The following is a 24,214-nucleotide window of genomic DNA, read 5'->3' on the forward strand; positions in this document are numbered from 1 at the left end:
CTCCACCGTCCTGGATCGGTCACACCACGCCGGTGGCCTGGAAGGCCCGGGTGGTCGTGTACTGGGCGTCGTCGCCGATCAGGCCGGCGTGGGTCAGCGCCGCGGAGATCTCCTCGCGGGCGCCCTCGCCCAGCGGCAGCAGCGGCGGGCGCACCACCGCGTTGGGCAGCACCCCGCGCTCGACCAGGCCCATCTTCAGCGCCACGGTGCCCTCCATGTGGGAGCCGCGGTGGTAGACGGCCTTGGTGACCGGCAGCAGCTTGTCGTGCAGCCGACGCGCCGCGGCGTAGTCCTTGGCCTTGCCCGCGGCGATGAGCTCGATCAGCGGCTCCGGGGCCAGTCCGCCGTAGCCGACCAGGGCGCCGTCGACGTCGAACATGGTGTGCAGCAGGTACTCGTCGTGGCAGGTGAGGATCTGCAGCTCCGGGTTCTCACGGCGCAGCACGGGGATCTCGGTGTCCCAGCGGCGCATGTTGCGCACCCCGTTCTTGGTGGCGAAGACCCCCGGCTGCTCGGCGATCTCGAGCTGGGTCCTGAGGTTGTAGGTGGCCTTGGTGGCGTCGGGGTACTGGAAGAGGATCAGCGGCAGGTCCGACTCCTCGTGGATGATCCGGTACCGCTGCTGCGGGGCCCCGTCCTGGTAGCCGAAGCGCAGCCAGCCGTGGGAGGGGTAGACCAGCCCGGCCTTCGCCCCGGCCTCGGCGGCCCGTGCCGCTTCGAGGCCGGCGACCTTGTCGCCCTCGCCGGTGATGCCGGCGATGATCGGCACCTGGCCGGCGGCGTCGACCATGGTGCGGATGACGTCGACCTGCTCCTCGGCGGTGAGGTAGGTGCCCTCCCCGGCGTGGCCCAGGCAGACCAGGCCCTTCACGCCGGGCACGGAGGCCAGCCAGCGGGTCAGGTTCGCCACGGCGGCGTGGTCCACCTCCATGTCCTGGGTGAACGGGGTGACGGGGGCGGGAACGAGTCCGCGGAGATCGAGTGACATTTCGGGTTCCTCCTGTGTTGGGAACGTTTTCAGGAACGTTTTCAACTATGCTGTGATCCATGACACCTGTCAACACCCCGCCGGAAATTTCTCGTGATTCAGGCCACGGGCCGGACCCGGTCCCGCCCGTGCCGCGGCCCGTCCCGTCGGCGGCTTTGGTATCGTCCGTGCCATGGGTGAGCACCGGGATGGCTGAGCGCACGGTCCCCCGCAACGTGACGATCCGCGACGTGGCCCGGGTCGCCGGCGTGAGCATCTCCACGGTCTCCAGGGTCCTCGACGACCGGCACCCTCCCTCGACGTCGCCGTCGGCCGAGCGCGTCCGCGCGGCGGCCGCGCAGCTGGGCTACCAGCGCGACGCCTTCGCGTCCGGCCTGCGCCGCCAGCACACGGGCACCGTCGGGGTGCTCGTGCCCCGGCTCTCGGACACCGTGATGGCGGTCTTCTTCGAGGAGGTCGCCCGGGCGTGCGCCCGCCGGTCCGGCTTCGCGATGGTCGCCACGACCGAGGACGACCCCGAGGCCGAGCAGGCCGCCGCCGAGACCCTGCTGCGCCAGCGCGTGGACGGGCTCATCCTGACGACCGCGCGGCTGGAGGACCCGTTCACCGCCGAGCTGCGGGCACGCCAGGTCCCGCACGTGCTGGCCCTGCGCACCGACCACGTCAGCCCCTCGGCCACCGGGGACGACGAGCTCGGCGGCTACCTCGCCACCCGCCACCTCCTGGACCTCGGCCACCGGGACATCGCCCTGGTCGCCGGACCCTCCTACGCCTCCACGGCCGTGGCGCGACAGGCCGGCTACCGGCGCGCCATGGCCGAGGCGGGCATCGCCGACGTCGAGCACCTCGTGCACGAGTCGACCTTCGGCATGGACTCGGGCGAGATCGTCGCGCGCCCCCTCCTGGGCGGCCCGGACCGGCCGACCGCGGTCTTCGCCGTGAACGACAACACCGCGATCGGCGTGCTCGCCGCGGCCCAGGCCGCCGGGCTCTCCGTGCCCCGGGACCTGTCGGTGGTGGGCTACAACGACATCCCGGTCTCCGCGCGCCTGCCGGTGCCGCTGACGACGGTGCGGGTGCCCTTCGACCGGATCGCCGCCCACGCCGTGGAGCTGCTGGTCCAGCAGCGCACGGGCACGCTCGGGGAGACGCTCACGGTGGCCCCGCCGACGCTCATCCCGAGGCGGTCCACGGCCCGCCCGGCGCCCTCTCCCTGAGCGACGGGGCGGCGCCGGTCACGCCGGCTGCGGCGCCCCTCCCACGGCGGCTGGTCCGGTTCCGGACCGGGCCCCGGCGCCCTTCCACACGGAGTAGCCCGCCCACGCGAGCCCGAGGCCGAAGACGGGAACGCCGATGAGGAAGCCCCACTCGGTGGTCACCGGCTCGCTCTCGAAGAAGGCACCGGTGGCCATGTCCACCACGAGGGACCCGACCAGGCCGACGAGCATGAGGACGCCCGAGGCCACCGGCAGCACCTTGGCCCGGACGACCCCGATCGCGAACAGGATCACGCCGATCACGAAGACGGCGAAGCCTGCCATCCACGCCACGTCCACCGCGGCGGGACCGGATTCGGGCGGGGTGCCCACGGCTTCCCACACGAGGAAGGCGAGCCCGAGCAGGACGATCACGGCTCCGCCGAAGCGGATGAGCTGGGCGCCCCACTTCCCGAGCGCACCGTCGGCCGGCGCCTGGTAGTGGTGGACCCCTGGCATGCCGTAGACCATGCCCAGGAAGCCGATCAGCATGACCACCCACAGCCCGTCGAGGACCGAGCTGCCTGCGGAACCGATGATGATGAGAATGCCGGAGATCAGGACCACGAGACCGGAGCTCCTGCTCCGCGCCCTGGGTGTCCCGGTGGTGGAGTTGGTGGTGTCCATGACCTTGCCCCTTCGGTTCGAGCCTCCCCACTGTCAACGATAGGTTCGGCGCGACCGGCGGGCCACGGTCCCCGCAATTTCGCTCGCAAATTTCGCGTCCGTGACGCGGGGGACCCTCAGACCTCGGGACGGCGGCGGCGCGGCGGCGCCTCGTGCTTGCCGTGGTGCTCGGCGTCGGCGTGCGCCTCCTGCGCCTCCGGAGAGACGTGCTCGGCCTCGTGCTCGCCCTTGCGGAAGGGCAGCAGCTCCCACAGGAGCACCAGGACCGCACCCCAGACCGCGCCCAGGACCGCGGAGAAGAAGGTGTTGGTGGTCCAGGCGAGGGCCGCGCCGAGAGCACCGGGCACGGCGTGGTGCACGGCGGTCTCGGCGTGGTGCACGAGGTCGTAGGGGGTGTGCCAGCCCATCTCGTCGAGGCCGACGAGGATGATGTGCCCGCCCACCCACAGCATGGCCGCGGTGCCCACGACCGAGATGACGGCGAGCAGGCCGGGCATGCCCTTGACCAGGCCCCGGCCGAGCCTCTGCGCGGCCGGGGACCTCCGCTCGGCCAGGTGCAGGCCGATGTCGTCCATGCGGATGATCAGGGCCACCACGCCGTAGACCAGGGCGGTGATCCCCAGTGCCACGACGACCAGGATCGCGGCGCGCGAGAGCAGCGACTCGGCGGCCACCTCGTTGAGGGAGATCACCATGATCTCGGCCGAGAGGATCAGGTCGGTGCGCACCGCCCCGCCGACCATCGAGTCCTCGGCCTCCTTGCCCTTCTCGACCACGGGCGTCTTGGTCTTGGCCCCGTGGCCGGAGAGCTTGGACCAGATCTTCTCGGCGCCCTCGAAGCACAGGTAGCTGCCGCCGATCATGAGGATCGGGGTCAGCAGCCAGGGCGCGAACTGGCTCAGCAGCAGTGCCGCCGGGAGGATGAAGAGCAGCTTGTTGCGCAGCGAGCCCTTGGTGATGCGCCAGATGATGGGCAGCTCGCGCGCCGGGGAGATCCCCTGGACGTACTGCGGGGTCACGGCGGTGTCGTCGACGACGACGCCCGCGGCCTTCATGCTCGCCCGGCCGGCGGCCGCGCCGATGTCGTCGACGGAGGCGGCGGTGACCCGCGCCAGGGCGGCGACGTCGTCCAGCAGGGCCATCAGGCCGCCGCTCATCGGAGGGCCTCCGGGGCGGCCGCCGCGGCGAGCGGGGCCGGGGTGATGATCAGCATGGATACAGAGTAGACCCCCGGGCGGCACGCACACCGCCCACGGGCCGCCCCGTACCGCGACGGGACGTGAAGTCCCGGCGGCGCTCCCAGGGCGCCCGTCGCACCCCGGAGCAGGCAGACTGGTCCGGCCGACTACGAGGAGGTCCGTCGTGACGACACGGCAGCAGAGCGAGGGCCGGCGCCGGCCCGTGAGCGGCACCGGGGCCGGCGCTCGGCCGCGCCCCCTGTGGGGCATGACCGCGATCCTGATCACCTCGATCCTGTGGGGCACGACGGGAACGGCCGCGACCTTCGCCCCGGACGCCGGCCCGCTGGCCGTCGGCGCGGCCGCGCTGGGCATCGGCGGGCTGCTGCAGGCGGCCATCGCCCTGCCGTCCCTGCGCCGCTCGCGGCGGATGCTCCGGGCGCACACCGGGCTGGTCGCGCTCGGGGCGCTCGCGGTGGCGATCTACCCGCTGGCGTTCTACAGCGCCATGCACCTCGCCGGGGTCGCGATCGGCACGGTCGTCTCCCTGGCCTCCGCGCCCCTGGCCTCGGGCGTCCTCGAACGGCTCGTCGAACGCCTCCCGCTGAGCCGGTGGTGGCGGCTGGCCGCGGGCCTGGGCATCCTCGGCGGCGTCCTGCTGTGCCTGTCGACATCGGCGGCGCCGGAGACCTCGCCCGCGTCCACCGCCGGCGGGATCGCGCTCGGCCTGGTGGCCGGCGCCGCCTACGCGCTCTACTCCTGGGTCGTCCACCGGCTCATGGGCCACGGCGTGGGGCGCGCGGCCTCGATGGGCGCGGTCTTCGGCGCGGGCGGAGCGCTCCTGATGCCTGTCCTCCTGGTCACCGGCGCTCCCCTGCTCGCCTCGGCCCAGGCCTTCGCCGTCGCCGCCTACACGGCGCTCGTGCCGATGTTCCTGGGCTACTTCCTGTTCGGCGTCGGGCTCGCCCGCGTGCGCCCCAGCACCGCGACGACCCTGACCCTGACCGAACCGGCGGTCGCGGCGGTGCTCGCGGTCGTCGTGGTCGGCGAGCACCTGACCGCCGTCGGCTGGAGCGGGCTGGCGGTCATCGCCGCGGCCCTGGTCGTGCTGGCGGTGGCCCCCACCAACGTCGGCGTCGACGGGCTCCACTCCCCCCACGACGACGCCCTCGCCACCGCCGCGCGTGCCGGCGAACCGGCCGGGACCACGGGCGGGTGATCACGAGCCCGGTCCACGACATCCGGGCCGTGGACCGGGGCGGTCCGGGGCTCAGAGACCGATCTCGTCCAGGTCCGCTCCGATGACGAGCCTTCCGCGATAGCCCTGCTGCGCCGCGTGCCACTTCTCGACCGGCCAGCTGCCGGGCACGAAGTGGTTGAGCACGAGCGTGGGGACGCCGGCCCGCTCCGCGACGGCGCCGACCTCCTCCACGGGCGTGTGCGACTTGATGAGGTGCTGGAACGCGGCCTCGTCCTCGGGGCTGCGGGGCTCCGGATAGCGCTGGGACGCCCACTCCGTGGCGATCACCTCGTGCACGAGCACGTCGGCCCCCCGTGCCATCCGGACGAGGTTCTCGCTGGGTCCGGTGTCGCCGGAGAAGACGACGCTGCCGTCCTCGGTGTCGAAGCGGAAGGCGAAGGACGGGAAGATCGGGGCGTGCTGGACCAGGGTCGCCGAGACCTTCACCCGGTCGTCCTCGTAGAAGACCACCGGCTTCATCCGCGGGTGCGGGTCGCCGTTCGGGTCGTCGACCAGCCGCTCCGGCAGAGGGATGTCGTGACCGGCGAACATGTCCTGGGGAGCGGGCATGCCGCCGTCGATGGCACGGTCGTTGAAGTCCGTGGCGAAGGCCCGCACGAGCAGGTCGACCATCTCCGCCGTGCCCGGAGTGGGATTCTCGGGAGCCGTGATCGGGGGCATCGGGTGGGTCCCGGTCTTCGGCGGGAGGACCCCCCGGTTGCCGGGTCCCCACACCGGGACCGGGCGGTCCGCGGCCACCAGGCCGTTGTAGGCGCCCAGGCTGAGGATGTTCGACAGGTCGTTGATGTGGTCCGAGTGCAGGTGGGTGAGGAAGATCGCGCGCAGGTCGCTCAGAGCGGCCCGCGCCTCCCAGTTCCCGAGCTTCGCGTCCATGAGGCGGAAGCCGACGCCCTCGCCGGTGTCGACGAGGTAGTAGCGGTCGCCGACGACCAGGACGCTGGCGATGCCCTGGCGCTGCGGCTCGGTGGTTCCCCAGCCGGGCCCGCCGTTGGTGCCGAGGAGGACGATCTTGGTCCGCGCGCCGGAGCGCAGCGGGGCCGCGGGCGCGGAGGCGGCAGCGGCGGCCGGCGCCAGCAGCGGAGCCGCTCCGGCGGCCGCCAGTCCCCCGAGCACGGTGCGCCGGGTCAGGGCAGGAGGGCGAGAGGACATGGTGAGCTCCTTGGTCCGGACGACATCGAGACCCACGTCACACTAGCGGCCCGGCCGTGTCAGGGCCCCAGTGTGACGGCGGTGCGCACCATCGGCGCGCACCGCCGTCCTCAGCGCCCCACGCGGGACAGGACGGCCGTCAGGGCCGCCCGCACCCCGGTGGACAGGGTCGGTTCGATGACGGGGGCGAAGAACGGGGAGTGGTTCATCGGCACGGCCCCGTCCCCCTCGAGGGTCGCGGCGTCGTGGCCGCCGAAGAGCCAGAACACGGAGGGCACCCCGATGGCCGCCCCCAGGGCCCCGAAGTCCTCCGAGCCCATCAGCGGCTCGACCTCCTCCACACGGTCCTGCCCGAGCGCCTGCCGCAGGGCCCCGACGACGTCCGCCGTGGCCGCGGGGTCGTTGTAGTTGCGCGGGAACACCGAGAGCTGCTCGATCGTGGGCTCCGGGGCCCCGGAGGCCGCGGCCTCCGCGGCGATGATCCGCCGCAGCGAGGCGAGGACCTGCTCGCGCACGGCCGGGTCGAAGGTGCGCACGTTGAGGGTGAACTCGGCCGCGGCCGGGATGATGTTCTCCTTCAGGCCGCCGTGGAAGGTGCCGACCGTGACCACCGCGGCCCGGCGCGGGTCGATCTCCCGGGAGACGATGGTCTGGATGCGGGTGATGATGTGCGCGCCCAGCACGATCGGATCGGTGGAGTCCTGCGGCTGGGAGGCGTGGGAGCCCTTGCCGTGGAGGACGACCTTCCACGAGTCGGCCATCGCCATCGCGTCCCCCGGCGAGTACTGGACGGTCCCGGCCAGGCCCGGCATCACGTGCTGGCCGTAGACGACCTCCGGCAGCGGCGCCTTGTCCCACAGGCCGTCCTCGAGCATGGCCTGCGCCCCGGCCGCGGTCTCCTCCCCGGGCTGGAAGACGAGCACCACGGTCCCCGCCCACGCCTCGCGGGCCCCGGCCAGCAGCTTCGCGACCGTCAGCAGCACCGCCACGTGGGTGTCGTGCCCACAGCCGTGCATCAGCGGCACCGGGGTGCCGTCCTCCAGGAGCCCGGTGGCCGTGCTGGCGTAGTCCACCCCGGTGTCCTCGGCGATGGGCAGCCCGTCGGTGTCGGCGCGGAAGGCCACCGTGGGCCCGTCCCCGTTGCGCAGCAGCCCGACCACCCCGGTGCCCCCGCACCGGAAGTGCTCGATCCCCAGGGCGGTGAGCTCGTCCTCGATCAGCGCCGCCGTGGCGTGCTCCTGCATCGACAGCTCCGGATGCGCGTGCAGGTGCCGGTAGAGCGCGTGCATCTGCTCGCGCGCGTCGTCGGTCAGCTGCGGGGCGGTGGCGGTGGTGGTCATGCGGTTCTCCTCGGGAGCGTCGGATCGGGAGCGGCGGGTCGGCGGTGCGGTGGTGGAACGGGTTCGCGACGGCGCCTCAGTCGCCCACCGTCTCCTTCTCGCGTGCCGGGGCGGCCTCGGCGGGGGCGACGGTGGCGTTCCTGTCGCGCAGGAACCATGCCAGCACGGCGGTGCTGATCACCGCAATGGCGGTCCCGAAGAAGAGCAGCGAGGGGATGGCGGGCACGAGGACGAACACGACCGCCGCGGAGACGGCACCGGCGATGATCGTCATGCGCAGGTTCCACTGGGAGACGATCGCCTGCACGAGCACCGCGCCCAGCACCGAGGGCAGGATGTAGGTCTGGACCACGGCCACGACCTCGGCCGGGACGACGCTGAGCAGCCACGTCCCGAGGAGGCCGACGAAGATCAGCAGCGAGACGAGGTGGACCACGGCCGCGCCGCCGATGGCCATCACGGCCGCCAGCTCCCCGCGGCGGGTGCCGGGCCTGGCGCCGATGGCGGCCTGGGCGATCAGCGCCGAGGGCAGCAGCTTGTTGGAGATGTTCCCGATCATGAAGGCCTGGTACATCGAGGCCTGGCCCAGGATCGGGTAGTAGGTCAGCGGTTCCACGATCCACAGGACCCCGAAGGTGCCGGCGATGGCCAGCAGGGCGGTCCAGATCCTGGCCTGGTCCACGTCCAGGCCGCTGAACAGGACCAGGTACGCCGGTCCGGCCAGGGCGAAGAACAGCCCGGCGATCATGGTCAGCCGGCCCCACCGGGCCGTGGTCGTGTCGAAGTCCCGCAGTGCGGGAGCGGAAGTGTGCACAGAGCTCATGGCAAGATCCTTCGTTGGTCTCGGCGGCGGGTCAGGCGGCGGGGAACAGGCCGGCGCCGACGGTGAGATAGGTGACGACCAGGGCGGTCAGGATGGCGACGCCCAGCGCCCACTCGCGGATCCACTGGGCCCGCAGCGCCTTGGCGAACCCCAGGCACACGGCCATCGCGGCCGACGAGGCGAGGAAGGCCACCACGTGGTTGCCGGACTTCGGCAGCTCCCCGAGACCCAGGGCGAAGAACGCCGCGAGCAGAGCCGCCCCCGGGACGACCGTCATCACGGCGGGGTTGACCTTGCGCAGGTTGACGTCACCGCGCTTGAGCAGCGGCGTGAGGACCAGCGTGGCGATCATCCACATCGCCCCGCCGAGGCTCATGGCCATGAACGCCACCGCGAACACGCCCTGCGTGTAGGTCGGGCCGCCCAGGTCGGCGCCCATGGTGCCGGCGGCGATGCTGGCGGCACCGGTCTCGAAGGACACCGACCCGATCAGCCCGATCCGCATCAGCACGGCCGGAGTACCGAAGACGGCCAGCAGCGCCACGGCCACGAGGGCCACGGCCAGGGACGGGCCGATCGCCGAGACCGCCCCGGCGCGGAAGGAGGTCCTGAGCTCTCCCGGCTGCATCCCGGCGGCCGGGGCCGCCACCCGGGCGGCCCGGATGTAGATGACGGTCTGGACGATGATGACGGCGAAGACACCGAGGGCGCAGATCCACAGCACGGGCAGTTGTGCCACGGACAGGATGTCGGTGGAAGCGCCGTCGACGACGGTGCGCAGATTCATGAGAACTCCCAGATCGGGTCGGGCGGACACAGCAGAGGTCCGCAGGGCCAGGACGCGTCCGCGCGCCGACAGGGGCGTCGCGACGGGGTCCGTCCGGCACGGCGGGAGTCCCCTCCCCCGCACCGGGCACGGCCCCGGGGTCGCCCCTCGGTGGCCTGCGTCACTTCCGAGACTGAGGTGACCTCAGTCACTGTGCGAGAAAAACTTTGACATACTGCATACAGCGCTTCTCCAACCGAAGGATCCAGCATGGAACTCCCCGTCGAGGACCTCGAGCTCGTGCACGCCCTGCAGATCGCGCCGCGGGCCACGTGGTCGCAGCTGGGCGCTACCCTCGGCCGTCACCCCACCACGCTCGCCGCGCGCTGGGAGCGGCTCCGGGCCGACGGCCGCGTCTGGGTCACCGGCCACATCGGCGCCACCGGGACCCAGGGCATCGCCACCTTCATCAGCCTCGAGTGCCGGCCCGGCCGTCGCCCCGAGGTGCTGGAACGGCTGTGCACCGTCCCCGACATCGCCACCGTGGAGGAGTCGGCGCGCGCCTGGGACGTCCGCCTGACCGTGCTCACCAGCACCTGGCAGCAGATGACCCAGGAGGTGCTGCCGCTGGTGCGGGCCGATCCGGCGATCCAGCGGACCCAGGTCACGGTGGTCACGCGGCTGTACGCGATCGGCAACAACTGGCGCCTGGACGTCCTGACCCCCGAGCAGCAGCGGCGCGTGGCCGCCCTGCGCTCCGAGGTCCTCCGCCCGCCCGGGGCCACCCCTCCGCACCTGTCGGAGCTGACGGCCGTGCTCCAGCGCGACGGACGGGCCACCGCGGCCGAGATCGCGGCGGCGACGGGCACGCACCCGACCACGGCCGCCCGGCACCTGCGCCAGGCCCTCGAGACGGGCCTGATCGCCCTCCGCTGCGAGCTCGCGCAGCAGCACTCCGGATACCCCGTCCCCTGCCAGTGGTACGTCCGGGTGCCCCCGGCCCAGCTGGAGGCGGCCGTGCACTACCTGCGCTCCTTCCGGACGCTGCGGCTGTGCGCCTCCACCACGGGCGACACCAACCTCACGTTCCTGCTCTGGCTGCGCACCCCCGGGGACATCCTCGACGTCGAGGCCGGGCTGCAGTCCGCCGCGCCGGGGGTCCAGGTGGTGGAGTCCGACGTCGGGGTCCGCACGCACAAGCGCATGGGGTGGATGCTGGCCGAGGACTCCACGGCGACCGGCGAGGTGGTGGCCGGCCGCCCGCCGGCGCCCTGACGCCCCGGCGGCTACTGCGCGCGGCGGTGGCGCAGCACGCCGGGGATGTGCCCGTCGTCGTCGAGCTCCTCGCCGCGGGCGAAGTCCGCCCACAGCCGGCGGACCCGGCGGCCGTGGGCCTGGATCTCTGCCCAGGACGCGCCGGCCACGAGAGCGGTCGACGCCCAGGCCCGCTCGTCGCCGAACAGCAGCGGGAGGTCGATCGTGTGGGCGGCCCCGTACGGGTTGCCCGGAGCGGCCCAGGAGAGCACGTAGGTGTGCGCCGTCCCGCCGGCGCGGGCGTGCCGCCGGGCGAACCGCCGGACGGCCCGCGAGTAGACCGCCGAGGTCACCCAGCCCACGACGGCCCGGCGGATCAGCGGGCCGATCAGCGGGGCGCGGGTCCACCGGTGCAGGACGGGCGCCGTCGGCAGGAAGAACCGCGCCTCCTCGGCGGTGCGGCCGATGAGGACGTCGATGTGCGGGGCCACCCGGTCCCAGGCCTCGTCGACCTCCTCCTCCGCGGGCAGCGGGTGGTGCCCGTACTGGGTGCCGAACGGCATCGCCCCCATCAGCCCGAAGGAGGCGCCGTGCCGCTCGACCTCGGCCTGCAGGGCCACGACCTCCTCGGCGGGCAGGCCTGCGGTCACGACCTCGGCCGCGCGGGCCATGGCGGCGTTCATCCGCTGCCGGCCGCGCGAGATGCCCAGCGGGGGGCTCTGCAGAATGGCCCGGCGGAACAGTGTCTCCGCGCCGGGGGTCGCCATGAGGTGGGCGACGGCGTCGGCCCCGGCGGACTGGCCGAAGGCGGTGACCCGGTCGGGGTCCCCGCCGAAGGCGGCGATGTTGCGCCGCACCCAGCGCAGCGCCTCGAGCTGGTCGAGCAGCCCCAGGTTGGCCGGGCGGTGGTGCCCGGAGCCGAGGTAGCCGAACAGTCCCAGCCGGTAGGTGACGGTCACGACGACGACGCGCTGCTCGGCCACGAGCGGCTTCGGGTCCATGATCGGGGCGTCGCCGGCCCCGGTGACGTAGGAGCCGCCGTGGATCCAGACCATCACGGGCAGCGACTCGCCGGGTTCCACGTCCCCCGGGAGGGTCACCGAGAGCCGCTGGCAGTGCTCGTCCCGCGGGAGACCGGCCAGGGCGTCGCCCAGGATCCGGCCCAGGAACATCGACCGCACCTGGGGGCAGGCCGGTGCCGGATCGGTCGCGTCCAACGGCTCCGTCCAGTCCTCCGCCGGGACGGGCGCCGCGAATCGGTCGGCCCTCGCGTACGGGATGCCGGTGGCGCGGAGGACCTCGCCGTCCGGCCATCCGCGCACGGGGCCGCAGGGCGGAGCGAACGCGAGCGTCGTGGTGGTCATGCTCCCTTCTACCAGATCGTCCGGGGCGCGCCCGGGGAGGAGCGGACGGCTCGTGCGCGAACGGTGCCACCGCGCGCTCAGGAGGCAGGGCCTGCCGGGCCGGCCGTCAGGTGGCGGCGCAGGAACCGGGACTGGTCCTCCGTCACCCGCTGCTGCCACGGGTCCTCGTAGAGGTCGAAGTGCCCCACCGGGTAGCTCAGCGTCCCACCGCGGGGCGCGGCCCGGGCGATCTCCGCGGCCGCCCGGGGATTCGTCTCGGTGTCGTGCTCGGCCACGCAGACCAGCAGGGGGACGGCGACCCGTTCGGCCGTGCCCGCCCGGTACCTCGGCGGGTGGAGGAAGAGCCGGGCCGCGAACTCGTTGCGCCACGTCGGTCCGGTCTCCTCGGCCCGGGCGAGGAACCGCTGGTGCCGCGGGTCGATCACCGCCCCGATCCCGCCCGGAGGCGCGAAGACCGGCAGCAGGTGGGGCGGGCGGCCGCGGCGGGCACGCACCTCGTCCCGCACGGCAGCCCCCAAGAGCCGTGTCCCCACACCCAGGATCGTCCGCAGCGGAACGCCCTTGCGCTGCCGCTTGGCGCGGATCTCGTCGGCCACGCTCCCGGCGCCCATCCCGAACTCGGGGACCTGCACCACGACCGCCCGGATCGCGGGGTCCTCGGCGGCCAGGCGCAGCACGTGGCCGCCGGAGAACGAGGAGCCCCACAGGGCGAGGGCCTCCGGGTCGACCTCCGGCAGCCGACGGGCGAGGTCCACGGCCGCCCGCCAGTCCTCGAGCTGCTCCCCGACGTCGACGACCTGCCGGGGGTGCCCGCCGCTGGCACCGAAGTGCCGGTAGTCGAAGGTCAGCACCGCCAGACCCTGCTCGGCGAAGAGCTCCGCCTGAGGGGTCAGCTGGTCCTGGGTGCCCGTGAAGCCGTGACCCATCACCACGCACGGGCGCGGGTCATCGCCGGCGGGCCGGTACAGCCGTGCGGTGCACGACGTCCCGCCGGAGTCGAAGCTGACGGTGCGGATCACGGCCGCTCCTCCCGTGGTCGGTTCCTGGGCCGGGCTCCCGTGGCCGGCGACGCGCTCCGGACCGCGAGGGCCCGGGGTGTCCCGACCCGGTTCCTACCGGGCGCCGTCCGCGGCGCCTTCCGCGGCGCCGCCCGCCTCACCATCCGCCTCACCGTCGACGCCGACGGTGACGTCGTGCCCCACGGGGACTCCGTGCTCCACCGTCCGCGAGACCGTGCAGTACTTGTCGTGGGAGAGGGCGACGAGGCGCTCGACCATGCCGGCCGCCTTGCGCCCTCCGGCGTCGTCGGGGAAGGACAGCCGGAACGACAGGTGCAGGTCGTCCATGCGGTTCGCGCCGTTCTGCTCGACCACCTTGCGCCCGGTGGCCGCCACGCGGAACTCCGAGGGCTCGGAGCTGCGGGAGGTCGCGACGTCCACGTCGATGGCCGAGCAGCCGGCGATGGCCGCCAGCAGCAGCTCCACCGGGGTGAGCAGTCCCTCCTCGCGCCCGAACTCTATCTCGGCTCCGGCCGCGTTGCGGGCGGTGTAGCGGCCGGTGGCGGTGCGGGTCAGCTCGACGGAGCGCGGCGTGGGGTCCGGGGTTTCACTCATGGGCCCATCATGCCAACGTCGCGCCCGCCGTGCCCGGCCGCTGACGTGCCGCCTCGGCCCGACTCCCAACCGTGACTAGGGTTCTCCCCGATCCAGGAGGAGAATTGCTCTCCACAAGGGTCGTGCGGAGTCTGGGGAGACCGGTCATGAAACTGTCACTGAGATCGCGGGTGCTCACCGGCGCCTCGACCGCCGTCCTGGCCGCCACGGGGATCGGCGTGGCCGGACCGGCCCAGGCCGCCACCCAGCCGTACTTCACCTACACCAACGGCTGGCGGGTGGGGATGCACGTGCGCCAGCTGGCCGATCTGGACGCGGACTCCCGCGCCGACATCGTGGGCTTCGGGGACGCCGGCACCTTCACGGCCCACGGGCGGGGCGACGGCACATTCACCGCCCCGGTCCTGGCCATCGCCGAGTACGGCACCGACCAGGGGTGGGCCGGCGGCCAGAGCCCGCGCACGACCGGGGACGTCAACGGCGACGGCCGGGACGATCTGCTCGGCTTCGGCACCAAGGGAGTGCAGATCTCCTACCACCGCGCCGACGGGTCGTTCACCGCCCCGGCGCAGAAGGTGGACGACTTCGGCTGGGCCCAGGGATGGATGGTCGAACGCCACCTGCGCGAGGTCGCCGACGTCAACGGCGACGCCATCGAGGACATCGTCGGCTTCGGCAACGCCGGGGTCTTCGTGGCCTATGGGCGGGCGGACAACACCTTCACCGCTCCGGCCCTGAAGATCCCCGACTTCGGCTGGAACCAGGGCTGGCGCACCGACCAGCACCCCCGTCAGCTGGCCGACGTCGACGGCGACGGGATCGACGACGTCGTGGGCTTCGGCTACGGCGGCACCTGGGTCTCCTACGGGCGGGCGGACAACACCTTCACCGCTGCGGTGCGGGAGATCCGCGACTTCGGCGTCGCCCAGGGCTGGCGGGTCGACCGGCACCCGCGCGCGGTCGGGGACGTCAACGGCGACGGCCGGGCGGACGTCATCGGCTTCGGCGAGCGCGGGGTGCTCGCCGCCTACTCCCGCGCCTTCGCCCCGGGTGAGCCGAAGTTCCTCCCGGTCACCCTGGAGCTCGCCGACTTCGGCGCGGCCCAGGGGTGGCGGGTGGACCGGCACCCGCGGACCCTCGCCGACCTCGACGGCGACGGGATCCAGGACGTGGTCGGTTTCGGCGACCCCGGCACGTTCGTGGCCTACGGCGACGACAACGTCCTGGTCAACCACTCCCTGACGACGACCGAGTTCGGGTACAACGGCGGCTGGACCCCGGACCGGTACCCGCGTCTGCTCGGCGACCTCAACGGCGACGGCCGCGACGACATCGTCGGCTTCGGCCACTCGCTGCTGCACACCCGTCTGCTCTAGGCCGCGGGACCGGACGTCGGCGGTCCCAGCGGGGTCACACGAGCGCCCGCTCCGAGGTCCTCGGCACCGGGGCGGTCAGGAGCCACGGGCAGTGGGCGGCGGCCCAAGCGCGGGTGGCCTCGACGTCGCGGTGCAGCTGCTCCGTCAAGGCGTGGACGGAGGGGAAGCTCTGCTGGCCCCGCAGCCTGGTGCCGAGCTCGACCCGCATCGTGCGCCCGTAGAGGTCGCCGTCCACGTCGAGGAGGTGGGCCTCGAGCAGCCGGTGGCCCTCATCGGCGTAGAAGGTCCTGCGCCGGCCGACGGACACCGCCGCGAGGACCCGCTCCCCCGAGTCGATCCGGACCTGAGCGGCCCACACACCGTCCTCCGCCACGCCGCCGGGGAGGGCGAGGTTCGCGGTGGGGAACCCGAGGGTCCTGCCCCGGGCGTCCCCGTGCTCGACGACGCCTTCGATCACGGTCATGGAGAGATCCTTCCTGAGCTCGTGCAGGGTTCCGGGGCCGGCCCGGGGGCACTGCGCAGGCGGACGGTCCCGGCCACGGGACTCCGTGGCCGGGACCGGGCACCCGCGCGGGTTCCCGGCGTCGTGCCGGGAGCCGGCGTGGGGCGGCCGGTCAGCCGCGCTCGACCGCGGCGAGAGGGGGCGTTCGGGCTTCCAGGACGGTGCCGCCGTGGCCCGGCCCGTCGGAGTCGCCGGGCTCCTCGCCGTTGCGCCGCGCGGCCCGCCGTCCGTGGTCAGGGCCGGTCGCGGAGCCGTCGTGCACGCCGGGGAACGGGGAGATCAGCGGATCGCGGCGCAGGTGCATCACGACCGCCACCGCCAGGGCGAGGATCACGAAGATGAACGGCGCGGCGGAGAGGATCACCGCCGTCTGGAGCGCCTGCAGGCCTCCGGCGTAGAGCAGGACCGCGGCCATGGCACCGGTGAGGATGCCCCAGACGGCCAGCACCGAGCGCTTGGGGTTGAGCTCGCCGTCGCTGGAGATCACGGCCAGCACGTAGGTGTTGGAGTCCGCGCCGGTGACGAAGTAGAGCACGACCAGCACGATGGCCACCACGGAGGTCAGCAGGGTGAGCGGGAGCTGGTCCAGCAGGCCGAAGAACGCCGTGTTGACGTCCTGCGCCGCGGCCTCGCCGATCCCGGCTCCGCGGTTCATGTCCATGAACATCGCGCTGCCGCCCATGACGGTGAACCACGCGGAGAACACCACGGTCGGCACGCCGAGGACCACGGCCACGAACTGGCGGATCGTGCGGCCCCGGGAAATCCGGGCCAGGAACACGCCCACGAAGGCGCCCCAGCTGATCCACCACGCCATCATGAAGTAGGTCCACCACTGCATCCAGGCCAGCTCGTCGGCGTCGGTGGGCAGCATCAGGCTGATCTCGAGGAAGCCGCCGACGTAGCCGCCGAGGGAGCGGAAGAAGACATTGATGAGGTAGGTCGTGGGCCCGGCGATCAGCACGAAGATCAGCAGGGCGGCCGCGATGACCATGGTGGTCTGGCTCAGGTAGCGGATGCCCCGGCTGACCCCGCTCATGGCGGACAGCGTGAAGATCACGGTGATCACGGCGATGATGCCCACCTGGACGGGCATGCTCGTCAGTGTGGCGCCGGTGACCTGGCTGAGCCCGTGGCCGATCTGGCTGGCGCCCAGGCCGAGGGAGGTCGTGGTGCCGAACAGGGTGGAGAGGATCACCAGGACGTCCACGGTCTTGCCGACCACGCCGTCGGCGTGCCGGCCGATCAGCGGCCGCAGGACCGGGGAGACGAGGCCCTTGTTGCCGAGGCGGTGGGTGGAGTACCCGATGGCCAGGCCGAAGATCGCGAAGACCGCCCACGCGTGCAGGCCCCAGTCCAGGAACGTGAAGCGCAGCGCTTCCACGACGGCGTCCTGGCTGCCGGGCTCGGCGAGGTCGTGGGGCGGGGTGAGCAGGTGCGAGACCGGCTCGGCCACGCCGTAGGTGATCAGCCCGATGCCCATCACCGCGCCCAGCAGCATGGCGATCCAGGCATAGGTGGGGTACTCGGGCCGGGAGTCGTCCGGGCCGAGCCGGATGGTCCCGTACTTGGTGAACGCGAGGAAGAGCAGCAGCCCCATGAGGCCCAGCGGGATGAGCAGCATGGACCAGCCGGTGGTCTCCGTCACCCAGTTCAGGGCCGCCGTGGAGACCTCGCCCATCCGGGTCGGGAAGAAACCGGCGAGGGCGATGAACACGACGATGAGCGAGACCGACACCCAGAACACCGGGTTCCTGGATCTGCGGTCCGTGCCGGGCTTCGGCCGATGACCTGTGGGGCCGTCCGCAAGGAAGTCCTGGGACATGGTGGGCTCCGTTTCTTCTGGAGGTGGTTGCCTCGGGGAGGATCTGTGCGAGCGGTGCCGGACGGCATCCGCTGAGGATGGGACCCGGGCACGCCACCCGGGGGCGGCCTCGACGGCCGGGGGTGCGCTAGAGCTGGGTGAGGTCGTCGCTGTCGTAGAACCGGCCGGCCTTGTAGATGATGGGGGTGGCCTCGGTCACCTCCGCGTGGCGGACGCGGCAGATGAAGACGGTGTGGGTCCTGGCCTGGAACCGCTCGCGGATCTCGGCCTCCAGCGAGGCCGGTGACCCGTCGATCAGCGGGCTGCCGTGGGGCGCCGGGTGCCAGTCGACCGCGGCGAACTTGTCGGTCGCCTTGGAGGCGAAGGTGGCGATGGTCTCGCGCTGCTCGGTGCCCAGGATGTTGATCCCCAGGTGGGTGGCCGCGAACAGGGCCGGGTAGGTGGAGGAGGTCTTCTGGATGCAGACCATCACCAGCGGCGGCTCCAGGGACACCGAGGCGTAGGAGTTCACCGCCAGGCCCTTGGGCACCCCGTCCTCCTGGGTGGTCACCACGGTGACACCGGTGATGAACTGCCGGTTGAACGTCTTCATGACCTGCGGGTCCGGCTCGCCCGAGAGGTCGTCCAGGACGACCTCGCCGGCCGGAGCCTGGGCGTCGCTGAGGTGGCGGACGCCGAGGCTGTGCAGCAGCTCGGAGCCGTCCCAGGTCACCTCCTCCCGGGTGATCCGTCCGTCCACCAGGGTCACGTGGTTGCACCCGCGGGTCTGGACCCGGCGTCCGGTGGGCGGAACCCCGAGGAAGGTCTCGGTGTGGGTCCCGGTGGTGGTCCAGAAGATCGCGGCGGTGTCCTCCTGGGTGACCACCGAGTCGATGGTCGTGGTCAGGTCGGGGAAGCCGGCGCGGACCGCCAGGATCTCCTCCTGCAGCTGTGCCAGGGTCGCCGTCTGCCCGCTGGCACGGCTCACCCGGACGTAGTCAGGGGCGACGACGGCGTCCAGCGCCGCGACCTCCCCGCGGTCCCAGGCGGACCGCCAGGCGGTGGTGAGAGTTTCTTCGAGAAGCTGTTGCATGGCACAGACCGTAATCCACATCACACGTCAAGGTCAATAGACCCCCATGATCCCGAACATCGCGGGGAACTTGAGGCTTCGGTGCATCACCGCCACCCGCCCTCTTGACGGTCATGCATGCAACATCTACTGTGTGATGCATGCAACAGATGACGAATGGCGTGGAAGAAGCCGCCGAGGTGTCGCTGCTGGACCGGGTCCGGCAGCTGGTGCTCGGCGGGCAGTTCCCCCCGGGCGCTCCGCTGTCCGAGGTCTTCCTGGCCCAGGAGTTCGAGGTCAGCCGCACGCCCATCCGCGAGACCCTCAAGCAGCTCCAGCACGAGGGCCTCGTGGAGATCCGGCCCAAGGTCGGCACCTTCGTGCGGGAACCCACCCGCCGGGAGATCGTCGAGCTCTTCCAGCTCAAGGAGGGCCTGGAGGGTCTGGCCGCGGGCCTGCTCGCCCGCCGCGGCCCGGTGCCCGAGCTCGAGGTGCTCGAGCGCAACATCGCCGAGTCGGACCAGGCCGCGGCCGACCAGGACGCCACCCGGTACGCGGAACTGGTCCACGAGTTCCACCGCACGATCATCAACGGAGCGGACAACTCCAAGCTGGTCGAGCACTACGACCGGCTGATGAACCAGCTGGCCTACCACCGCCTGGTCCTGCGCACGGCCGAGCACCCGGGACGCATCAAGGCCTCCACGAGCGAGCACCGAGTGGTGCTGGACATGATCCGGAACAAGGACCACTTCGGCGCCGAGGCCGCCATGCGCAACCACGTCTACGCCTCGGCCCGGGAGGTCCTCACCGACTCCCGCACGGCCGGCGGCCCCCTCCACGCCTGACCATCGCCTCACCGACTGCCGGCCCCGGGCCGGCGCGAAAGGACCACACTATGCGCAACCTGGAGCTCGTCTCCGCGGTCGTGCCGCACCTCACCCGCACGCCCCACATGGTGGGAGATCGGTGAGGACCATGACGGACCGCTCTGCCGGTAACGCCGGCATCCGCAAGATCGTCCACTACCAGGAGGAGATCCTCCTGGAGAACGGCCGGGCCCCGGCCGCGCCGGCCGTGCGCGCCACGGTCGCCGCCGTCGTGGCCAACCCGTGGGCCGGAACCGGCCCTGACACGGACCTCTCCCCGGCCACCGAGCACCTGGCTCCGCAGCTGGCGCGCGTGCTGACCGAGCGCCTGCTGGAGAGCCTGGGCGGACCCGAGCAGGTCGAGGCCTTCGGCAAGGCCGCGATCGTGGGAACCGCCGGGGAGATCGAGCACGCCGGCGCGCTGATCCACACCCCGTACTTCGGCAACCTGGTGCGGGAGTTCCTCGAGGGCTCCTCCATCATCTGCTTCGCCGACGACCGCGCCGAGGCGGGTCAGCCCCTCGTCGTGCCCATGTGGCACAAGACCCACGCCGCCACCCGCAGCCACTACCAGGCCATCACCACCCGGGTGAACGACGGGCCGCGCGCCGACGAGATCGTCGTCGTCGTCGCCGCCTCCACCGGACCCCGCCCGCACCCCCGCATCGGGGACCGGGCCACCGATCCCGCCGTCACCTCCGCCGTCCTCGAAGGAGCCTCCGCATGAGCCCCCGCAAGATCATCACCCTCGTCGAAGAGACCGTCACCGAGGGCGGCCGCCCCGTCGAGCCCGCGGCCCGCGTGGCCGTGGTCGCCGCCATCATCGCCAACCCGTGGGACGGGCAGGGCTTCGTCGAGGACCTCGCCCCGGGCATCGAGGCCACCGCCTCCGAGGTCGGCGCCCTGCTGGCGGCCCGGGTGGTCGAGGCCCTCGGCGCCCCCGTGGAGGCCTACGGCAAGGCGGCCGTCGTGGGCCTGGACGGGGAGATCGAGCACGGCTCGGCACTGATCCACACCCTGAAGTTCGGCGACCACTTCCGCCGGGCGGCCTCGGCCACGACGCTGCTGCCGGCGGTGGAGAAGCGCGGGCCCGCCGGGGTCGTCTTCGACATCCCGCTCAAGCACATCACGGACGCCACCATCCGCTCCCACCACCAGAGCATCGAGGTCCGCCTCGCCGACGCCCCCCACCCCGGGGAGATCGTGATCGCCCTGGCGGCGGCCGCCCAGGGGCGCCCGCAGCAGCGGCTCGCCCCGCTGAGCACCGAGCAGTGACCGTGGCCCAGCCCCTGCCGATCGTCCTGCTCCACGGCGTGGGGCTGGACCGCACCATGTGGGAGCCCCTCCGCGCGGCGCTCGCCCGGACCGGCCGCCCGGTCGTGGCCCTGGACCTGCCCGGTCACGGCGACCGGCCGCCCCTGACCCGTCCGGTCTCCCTGACCGAGCTGGCCGAGGACGTCGCCGACCGCCTGCCCGGGCGGGCCCACCTCGTGGGGTTCTCCCTGGGCGCGCTCATCGCCCAGCACCTGGCCCGCCACCGCCCGGAGCTCGTCGCCACCCTGACCAGCGTCAGCTCCGTGTGCCGGCGCACCCCCGAGGAGACGGCCTCCGTGGCCGCCCGGCTGGACAGCGCCCGGGAGGACTTCCCCGGGAGCGTCGAGGCCTCGATCCGGCGCTGGTACCCCGCCGGCAGCGGGGTGGACCCCGGGACGGTGGCCGGAACGCGCACGACCCTGCTGGCCAACGCCGTGGAGTCCTACCTGCACGCCTACGAGGTCTTCGCCACCGCCGACGCCGAGATCGGCCCCGAGCTGGGCCGCATCACGGTGCCGTCCCTGGCGGTGACCGGTGAGCTGGACCCCGGCTCCACCCCGGAGATGACCGGCCGGCTCGCGGCGGCGATCCCCGGCGCGCACGCCGTCGTCGTCCCCGGCGCCCGGCACATGCTCCCCGTGGAGCAACCCGACGAGCTGGCCCGCACCATCCACCACTTCATCGAGGAATCGGACCGAGAAGACCATGCCTGAGCGCTACGACCACTTCATCAACGGAGCATTCGTCGCCCCGATCGAGGGCGCCCACTTCGAGAGCACCAACCCCGCCACCCTGGAGGTCCTCTACTCCGCGGCACGCGGCACGGGCGCCGACGTCGACGCCGCCGTGGCCGCCGCCGACCACGCCTTCCACCACCCCCTGTGGCGGGACCTGTCCCCCACCCGGCGCGGGCACCTGCTGCGGCGCCTGGGCGACCTGGTCGGGGAGCACGCCGAGGAACTGGCCCGGATGGAGTCCCTGGACAACGGCAAGCTGCTGCGCGAGATGCGCGGGCAGCTGACGACCCTGCCGGAGTACCTGTACTACTACGCCGGGCTCGCCGACAAGGTCCAGGGCAGCCAGATCCCCACCAGTTCCGTGCAGATGCTCAACTACACCCAACGGGAGCCGCTGGGCGTCGTGGGTGCCATCACTCCCTGGAACTCGCCGCTGACCCTGACGACCTCCAAGCTGGCGCCGGCCCTGGCCGCCGGCAACACCCTGGTGATCAAGCCCTCGGAGTACACCTCGCGCACGGTCCTGCGCCTGGCCGAGCTCGCCACGGAGGCCGGGTTCCCCGACGGGGTCGTCAACGTCGTCACCGGCTACGGCACCGAGGCCGGCGCCCCCCTGGTGGCGCACCCGGGCCTCGCGAAGATCTCCTTCACCGGGTCCACGGCCACCGGCTCCGCGATCGCCGCCTCCGCAGCCTCCCGCTTCATCGGCTGCACCCTGGAGCTGGGCGGCAAGAGCCCGAACATCGTGTTCGAGGACGCCGACGTCTCCAACGCCGCCATGGGCGTCATCGCCGGCATCTTCGCCGCCGCGGGACAGACCTGCATCGCCGGCAGCCGCGTGTTCGCCCACCGCTCGGTCTACGATGAGCTGCTGGAGAAGGTCGCCGAACGGGCGCGCAGCATCGCGATCGGCGACCCCCTGCTCGAGACCACCGAGCTGGGGCCGCTGGCCTTCGCCGACCAGCAGGCGAAGGTGAACTCCTACGTGGAGCTCGGGGTCTCGGAGGGCGCCACCGTCCTCACCGGCGGCGGCCGGCCCGACGTCGGGCTCCCGGGCTACTTCTACGCCCCGACCGTGCTCACGGGCGTGAACAACTGCATGCGCGTGACCCGCGAGGAGATCTTCGGGCCCGTGGCCGCGATCATGCCCTTCGACACCGAGGACGAGGTCCTCGGCCTGGCCAACGACACCGAGTACGGACTGGCCGCCGGGGTGTGGACCCAGAACCTGGCCCGGGCCCACCGGATGGCCCGGCGCCTCGACGCCGGCACGGTGTGGGTCAACACCTACCGGGCCATGTCCCCCATGTCCCCGCGCCAGGGCTTCAAGAACAGCGGCGTGGGCATCGAGCACGGCCTGGAGTCCATGAACGAGTACACCCGCCTCAAGAGCGTGTGGATCAACACCGACGAGGGTCCGGTCGCCGACCCCTTCGTCATGCGCAGCTGAGGGAGAGACCGATGCCCCTGATCGACGTGTCCATCGCACAGGGTCGCAGCCCCGAGCAGCTGCGCTCCCTCGTGTCCGCGCTGCACCGCGCCGCCGAGGAGACCGTCGGCGCCGTCCCGGAGAACACCACGGTGATCGTCCGGGAGGTTCCCACCACCCACTGGTCCAAGGCCGACCGCACCATCGCGGAGCGGACCGGCGTCGCCGAACCGTGCTGAGGGCTACGGCCCCGGGTCCCTGGTGCTCAAGCGCCCGGGCGACCGCCTCGCCACAGACCACATGTCACCGAGACCGAAAAGGATGACCACCATGCGATTTTCCCTGTTCGTGCACATGGAGCGCTGGGACGACCAGCTGAGCCACCGGCAGCTCTTCGAGGACCTCGTCGACCTGGTGCACGTCGCCGAGGACGGCGGGTTCTCCACCGTCTGGATCGGCGAGCACCACGCGATGGAGTACACCGTCTCGCCCAGCCCCATGCCGCTGCTCGCCTACCTCGCCGCGCAGACCACGACCATCCGTCTCGGCGCCGGCACCCTCATCGCGCCGTTCTGGAACCCCATCCGCGCCGCAGGCGAGTCCGCGCTGCTGGACGTCATCAGCGGCGGACGCCTCGAGCTCGGGATCGCCCGCGGCGCCTACCAGTTCGAGTTCGACCGTCTCGCCGGCGGCCTGCCCGCCGCCGCCGGGGGGCAGCACCTGCGCGAGATCCTCCCGGCCATGCGCGCCCTGTGGCAGGGCGACTACGCCCACGACGGGGAGATCTGGCAGTTCCCCACCTCGACCAGCGTGCCGAAGCCGGTACAGGCCGAGATCCCCATCTGGGTGGCGGCCCGCTCCCCCGAGTCCCACGAGTTCGCCGTCGAGAACGGTTTCAACATCATGGTCACGCCGCTCATGAAGGACGACCGCGAGGTCGCCGACCTCACCGGCAAGACCCAGGACGCGATGGCCAAGTTCCCGGACGCGCGCAAGCCGGAGATCCTCTGCCTCCGGCACACCTACGTGCACGACGCCGAGGAGCCCGACGCCTGGCGTCCTGCGGCCGACGCGATCAACCGCTACTACCGGACCTTCGACGCCTGGGCCGGGAACAGGACGACCCCCGTCAACGGCTTCCTCGAGCCCTCGCCCGAGGAGAAGTTCGCGGGCCGCCCGGAGTTCGAGCCAGAGAGCCTGCACCGGTCGGCGATGATCGGCACACCCGAGGAGGTCATCGAGCGGATCAAGCACTACGAGGACCTGGGCGTCGACGAGTTCGCCTACTGGATCGACAACGGCATGACGCACGCCGAGAAGAAGAAGTCGCTCGAGCTGTTCGTCCAGCACGTGGTCCCCGCCTTCGGCGGCACGGACGCCTCGACGGCGCCGCACCCGGCCGACCGGCGGACACCCAGCGAGAGCCCCGTGGACTCCACGGTCACGGCCTGACGGACCCTCCGGCGCGGTCCCGGCCCGAGACCGCGCCGGA

At 72.6% G+C, this 24,214-nt stretch carries 24 protein-coding genes; 11 read left to right on the forward strand and 13 right to left on the reverse strand.

The window, feature by feature from the left end; translation table 11 throughout:
* Positions 1-19: 19 nt before the first annotated feature.
* Positions 20-988 (reverse strand): dihydrodipicolinate synthase family protein, encoded by a 969-nt coding sequence (locus ACH9EU_RS01975; protein ID WP_396412253.1) that lies wholly within the window; start codon positions 986-988, stop codon positions 20-22.
* Between the two features lie 188 nt (positions 989-1,176).
* Here ACH9EU_RS01975 and ACH9EU_RS01980 point away from each other — a divergent pair, with 188 nt between their 5' ends.
* Complete coding sequence (locus ACH9EU_RS01980; protein WP_396412254.1) at positions 1,177-2,205, forward strand: substrate-binding domain-containing protein; 1,029 nt, start codon at positions 1,177-1,179, stop codon at positions 2,203-2,205.
* Between the two features lie 18 nt (positions 2,206-2,223).
* Here ACH9EU_RS01980 and ACH9EU_RS01985 read toward each other — a convergent pair whose 3' ends face one another.
* Both ACH9EU_RS01985 and ACH9EU_RS01990 read right to left on the reverse strand, forming a co-directional pair.
* Positions 2,224-2,871 carry a hypothetical protein gene (locus ACH9EU_RS01985; RefSeq protein ID WP_396412255.1) on the reverse strand — a complete coding sequence of 216 codons (648 nt, stop codon included), beginning with the start codon at positions 2,869-2,871 and terminating at the stop codon, positions 2,224-2,226.
* Positions 2,872-2,987: 116 nt separating this feature from the next.
* Positions 2,988-4,028 (reverse strand): DUF808 domain-containing protein, encoded by a 1,041-nt coding sequence (locus tag ACH9EU_RS01990; RefSeq protein WP_396412256.1) that lies wholly within the window; start codon positions 4,026-4,028, stop codon positions 2,988-2,990.
* Between the two features lie 205 nt (positions 4,029-4,233).
* On the opposite strand from ACH9EU_RS01990, the gene ACH9EU_RS01995 reads away from it, so the two are divergent.
* Positions 4,234-5,268: an EamA family transporter gene (locus tag ACH9EU_RS01995; protein WP_396412257.1), complete on the forward strand. Its 1,035-nt coding sequence runs from the start codon at positions 4,234-4,236 to the stop codon at positions 5,266-5,268.
* A gap of 51 nt (positions 5,269-5,319) precedes the next feature.
* Here ACH9EU_RS01995 and ACH9EU_RS02000 read toward each other — a convergent pair whose 3' ends face one another.
* From ACH9EU_RS02000 to ACH9EU_RS02015, 4 genes are all read right to left on the reverse strand, one after another.
* Complete coding sequence (locus ACH9EU_RS02000) at positions 5,320-6,459, reverse strand: MBL fold metallo-hydrolase (protein WP_396412258.1); 1,140 nt, start codon at positions 6,457-6,459, stop codon at positions 5,320-5,322.
* Between the two features lie 110 nt (positions 6,460-6,569).
* The gene (locus ACH9EU_RS02005) at positions 6,570-7,799 is read right to left on the reverse strand and encodes an amidohydrolase (RefSeq protein ID WP_396412259.1); all 1,230 of its coding nucleotides are present in this window, start codon (positions 7,797-7,799) and stop codon (positions 6,570-6,572) included.
* A gap of 76 nt (positions 7,800-7,875) precedes the next feature.
* Entirely contained in the window at positions 7,876-8,622 is a 747-nt protein-coding gene (locus tag ACH9EU_RS02010) for a hypothetical protein (protein WP_396412260.1), read from the reverse strand.
* A 31-nt stretch (positions 8,623-8,653) separates the two neighbouring features.
* Positions 8,654-9,409 (reverse strand): DUF5058 family protein, encoded by a 756-nt coding sequence (locus tag ACH9EU_RS02015; RefSeq protein ID WP_396412261.1) that lies wholly within the window; start codon positions 9,407-9,409, stop codon positions 8,654-8,656.
* A 249-nt stretch (positions 9,410-9,658) separates the two neighbouring features.
* Between ACH9EU_RS02015 and ACH9EU_RS02020 the strand changes: the two genes are divergently transcribed.
* Complete coding sequence (locus ACH9EU_RS02020) at positions 9,659-10,663, forward strand: winged helix-turn-helix transcriptional regulator (RefSeq protein WP_396412262.1); 1,005 nt, start codon at positions 9,659-9,661, stop codon at positions 10,661-10,663.
* Positions 10,664-10,674: 11 nt separating this feature from the next.
* Here the strand turns inward: ACH9EU_RS02020 and ACH9EU_RS02025 are convergent, their stop codons facing one another.
* From ACH9EU_RS02025 to ACH9EU_RS02035, 3 genes are all read right to left on the reverse strand, one after another.
* Complete coding sequence (locus ACH9EU_RS02025) at positions 10,675-12,006, reverse strand: carboxylesterase family protein (RefSeq protein WP_396412263.1); 1,332 nt, start codon at positions 12,004-12,006, stop codon at positions 10,675-10,677.
* Between the two features lie 77 nt (positions 12,007-12,083).
* The gene (locus ACH9EU_RS02030) at positions 12,084-13,025 is read right to left on the reverse strand and encodes an alpha/beta fold hydrolase (RefSeq protein WP_396412264.1); all 942 of its coding nucleotides are present in this window, start codon (positions 13,023-13,025) and stop codon (positions 12,084-12,086) included.
* Positions 13,026-13,118: 93 nt separating this feature from the next.
* Positions 13,119-13,619: an OsmC family protein gene (locus ACH9EU_RS02035; RefSeq protein WP_396412265.1), complete on the reverse strand. Its 501-nt coding sequence runs from the start codon at positions 13,617-13,619 to the stop codon at positions 13,119-13,121.
* Between the two features lie 146 nt (positions 13,620-13,765).
* Here ACH9EU_RS02035 and ACH9EU_RS02040 point away from each other — a divergent pair, with 146 nt between their 5' ends.
* The gene (locus ACH9EU_RS02040) at positions 13,766-14,995 is read left to right on the forward strand and encodes an FG-GAP-like repeat-containing protein (protein WP_396412266.1); all 1,230 of its coding nucleotides are present in this window, start codon (positions 13,766-13,768) and stop codon (positions 14,993-14,995) included.
* A gap of 34 nt (positions 14,996-15,029) precedes the next feature.
* Here the strand turns inward: ACH9EU_RS02040 and ACH9EU_RS02045 are convergent, their stop codons facing one another.
* The 3 genes from ACH9EU_RS02045 to ACH9EU_RS02055 all read right to left on the reverse strand — a co-directional run bounded on the left by ACH9EU_RS02045 (position 15,030) and on the right by ACH9EU_RS02055 (position 18,394).
* Positions 15,030-15,458: a riboflavin kinase gene (locus tag ACH9EU_RS02045; protein ID WP_396412267.1), complete on the reverse strand. Its 429-nt coding sequence runs from the start codon at positions 15,456-15,458 to the stop codon at positions 15,030-15,032.
* A 151-nt stretch (positions 15,459-15,609) separates the two neighbouring features.
* Complete coding sequence (locus tag ACH9EU_RS02050) at positions 15,610-17,244, reverse strand: BCCT family transporter (protein WP_396412268.1); 1,635 nt, start codon at positions 17,242-17,244, stop codon at positions 15,610-15,612.
* 205 nt (positions 17,245-17,449) lie between these two features.
* Complete coding sequence (locus tag ACH9EU_RS02055; RefSeq protein ID WP_396412269.1) at positions 17,450-18,394, reverse strand: flavin reductase; 945 nt, start codon at positions 18,392-18,394, stop codon at positions 17,450-17,452.
* A 140-nt stretch (positions 18,395-18,534) separates the two neighbouring features.
* Here ACH9EU_RS02055 and ACH9EU_RS02060 point away from each other — a divergent pair, with 140 nt between their 5' ends.
* The 7 genes from ACH9EU_RS02060 (at position 18,535) to ACH9EU_RS02090 (ending at position 24,174) form a co-directional block, all read left to right on the forward strand.
* A complete protein-coding gene (locus tag ACH9EU_RS02060) occupies positions 18,535-19,221 on the forward strand; it encodes an FCD domain-containing protein (RefSeq protein WP_396412270.1) in 687 nt (228 codons plus the stop codon).
* 130 nt (positions 19,222-19,351) lie between these two features.
* Positions 19,352-19,969 carry an amino acid synthesis family protein gene (locus ACH9EU_RS02065; protein WP_396412271.1) on the forward strand — a complete coding sequence of 206 codons (618 nt, stop codon included), beginning with the start codon at positions 19,352-19,354 and terminating at the stop codon, positions 19,967-19,969.
* On the forward strand, positions 19,966-20,517 hold the full coding sequence (locus tag ACH9EU_RS02070; protein ID WP_396412272.1) for an amino acid synthesis family protein: 552 nt from the start codon (positions 19,966-19,968) through the stop codon (positions 20,515-20,517). Before ACH9EU_RS02065 ends, ACH9EU_RS02070 begins: the two co-directional genes overlap by 4 nt.
* 2 nt (positions 20,518-20,519) lie before the next feature.
* On the forward strand, positions 20,520-21,269 hold the full coding sequence (locus tag ACH9EU_RS02075; RefSeq protein WP_396412273.1) for an alpha/beta fold hydrolase: 750 nt from the start codon (positions 20,520-20,522) through the stop codon (positions 21,267-21,269).
* Complete coding sequence (locus tag ACH9EU_RS02080) at positions 21,262-22,743, forward strand: aldehyde dehydrogenase (RefSeq protein WP_396412274.1); 1,482 nt, start codon at positions 21,262-21,264, stop codon at positions 22,741-22,743. Before ACH9EU_RS02075 ends, ACH9EU_RS02080 begins: the two co-directional genes overlap by 8 nt.
* A gap of 11 nt (positions 22,744-22,754) precedes the next feature.
* On the forward strand, positions 22,755-22,961 hold the full coding sequence (locus ACH9EU_RS02085; protein WP_396412275.1) for a tautomerase family protein: 207 nt from the start codon (positions 22,755-22,757) through the stop codon (positions 22,959-22,961).
* A gap of 91 nt (positions 22,962-23,052) precedes the next feature.
* Entirely contained in the window at positions 23,053-24,174 is a 1,122-nt protein-coding gene (locus tag ACH9EU_RS02090) for an LLM class flavin-dependent oxidoreductase (protein WP_396412276.1), read from the forward strand.
* Positions 24,175-24,214: the final 40 nt, after the last annotated feature.

Source organism: Kocuria rhizosphaerae (assembly GCF_044462265.1).
Classification (GTDB): Bacteria; Actinomycetota; Actinomycetes; order Actinomycetales; family Micrococcaceae; genus Kocuria; species Kocuria rhizosphaerae.

What these genes read in the sequence shown, in the direction of transcription:
- ACH9EU_RS01975 (WP_396412253.1), bottom strand. Translation starts at nt 988, where the DNA reads ATGTCACTCGATCTCCGCGGACTCGTTCCCGCCCCCGTCACCCCGTTC.
- ACH9EU_RS01980 (WP_396412254.1), top strand. Translation starts at nt 1,177, where the DNA reads ATGGCTGAGCGCACGGTCCCCCGCAACGTGACGATCCGCGACGTGGCC.
- ACH9EU_RS01985 (WP_396412255.1), bottom strand. Translation starts at nt 2,871, where the DNA reads ATGGACACCACCAACTCCACCACCGGGACACCCAGGGCGCGGAGCAGG.
- ACH9EU_RS01990 (WP_396412256.1), bottom strand. Translation starts at nt 4,028, where the DNA reads ATGAGCGGCGGCCTGATGGCCCTGCTGGACGACGTCGCCGCCCTGGCG.
- ACH9EU_RS02000 (WP_396412258.1), bottom strand. Translation starts at nt 6,459, where the DNA reads ATGTCCTCTCGCCCTCCTGCCCTGACCCGGCGCACCGTGCTCGGGGGA.
- ACH9EU_RS02005 (WP_396412259.1), bottom strand. Translation starts at nt 7,799, where the DNA reads ATGACCACCACCGCCACCGCCCCGCAGCTGACCGACGACGCGCGCGAG.
- ACH9EU_RS02010 (WP_396412260.1), bottom strand. Translation starts at nt 8,622, where the DNA reads ATGAGCTCTGTGCACACTTCCGCTCCCGCACTGCGGGACTTCGACACG.
- ACH9EU_RS02015 (WP_396412261.1), bottom strand. Translation starts at nt 9,409, where the DNA reads ATGAATCTGCGCACCGTCGTCGACGGCGCTTCCACCGACATCCTGTCC.
- ACH9EU_RS02020 (WP_396412262.1), top strand. Translation starts at nt 9,659, where the DNA reads ATGGAACTCCCCGTCGAGGACCTCGAGCTCGTGCACGCCCTGCAGATC.
- ACH9EU_RS02025 (WP_396412263.1), bottom strand. Translation starts at nt 12,006, where the DNA reads ATGACCACCACGACGCTCGCGTTCGCTCCGCCCTGCGGCCCCGTGCGC.
- ACH9EU_RS02035 (WP_396412265.1), bottom strand. Translation starts at nt 13,619, where the DNA reads ATGAGTGAAACCCCGGACCCCACGCCGCGCTCCGTCGAGCTGACCCGC.
- ACH9EU_RS02040 (WP_396412266.1), top strand. Translation starts at nt 13,766, where the DNA reads ATGAAACTGTCACTGAGATCGCGGGTGCTCACCGGCGCCTCGACCGCC.
- ACH9EU_RS02045 (WP_396412267.1), bottom strand. Translation starts at nt 15,458, where the DNA reads ATGACCGTGATCGAAGGCGTCGTCGAGCACGGGGACGCCCGGGGCAGG.
- ACH9EU_RS02055 (WP_396412269.1), bottom strand. Translation starts at nt 18,394, where the DNA reads ATGCAACAGCTTCTCGAAGAAACTCTCACCACCGCCTGGCGGTCCGCC.
- ACH9EU_RS02060 (WP_396412270.1), top strand. Translation starts at nt 18,535, where the DNA reads ATGCAACAGATGACGAATGGCGTGGAAGAAGCCGCCGAGGTGTCGCTG.
- ACH9EU_RS02065 (WP_396412271.1), top strand. Translation starts at nt 19,352, where the DNA reads ATGACGGACCGCTCTGCCGGTAACGCCGGCATCCGCAAGATCGTCCAC.
- ACH9EU_RS02070 (WP_396412272.1), top strand. Translation starts at nt 19,966, where the DNA reads ATGAGCCCCCGCAAGATCATCACCCTCGTCGAAGAGACCGTCACCGAG.
- ACH9EU_RS02080 (WP_396412274.1), top strand. Translation starts at nt 21,262, where the DNA reads ATGCCTGAGCGCTACGACCACTTCATCAACGGAGCATTCGTCGCCCCG.
- ACH9EU_RS02085 (WP_396412275.1), top strand. Translation starts at nt 22,755, where the DNA reads ATGCCCCTGATCGACGTGTCCATCGCACAGGGTCGCAGCCCCGAGCAG.
- ACH9EU_RS02090 (WP_396412276.1), top strand. Translation starts at nt 23,053, where the DNA reads ATGCGATTTTCCCTGTTCGTGCACATGGAGCGCTGGGACGACCAGCTG.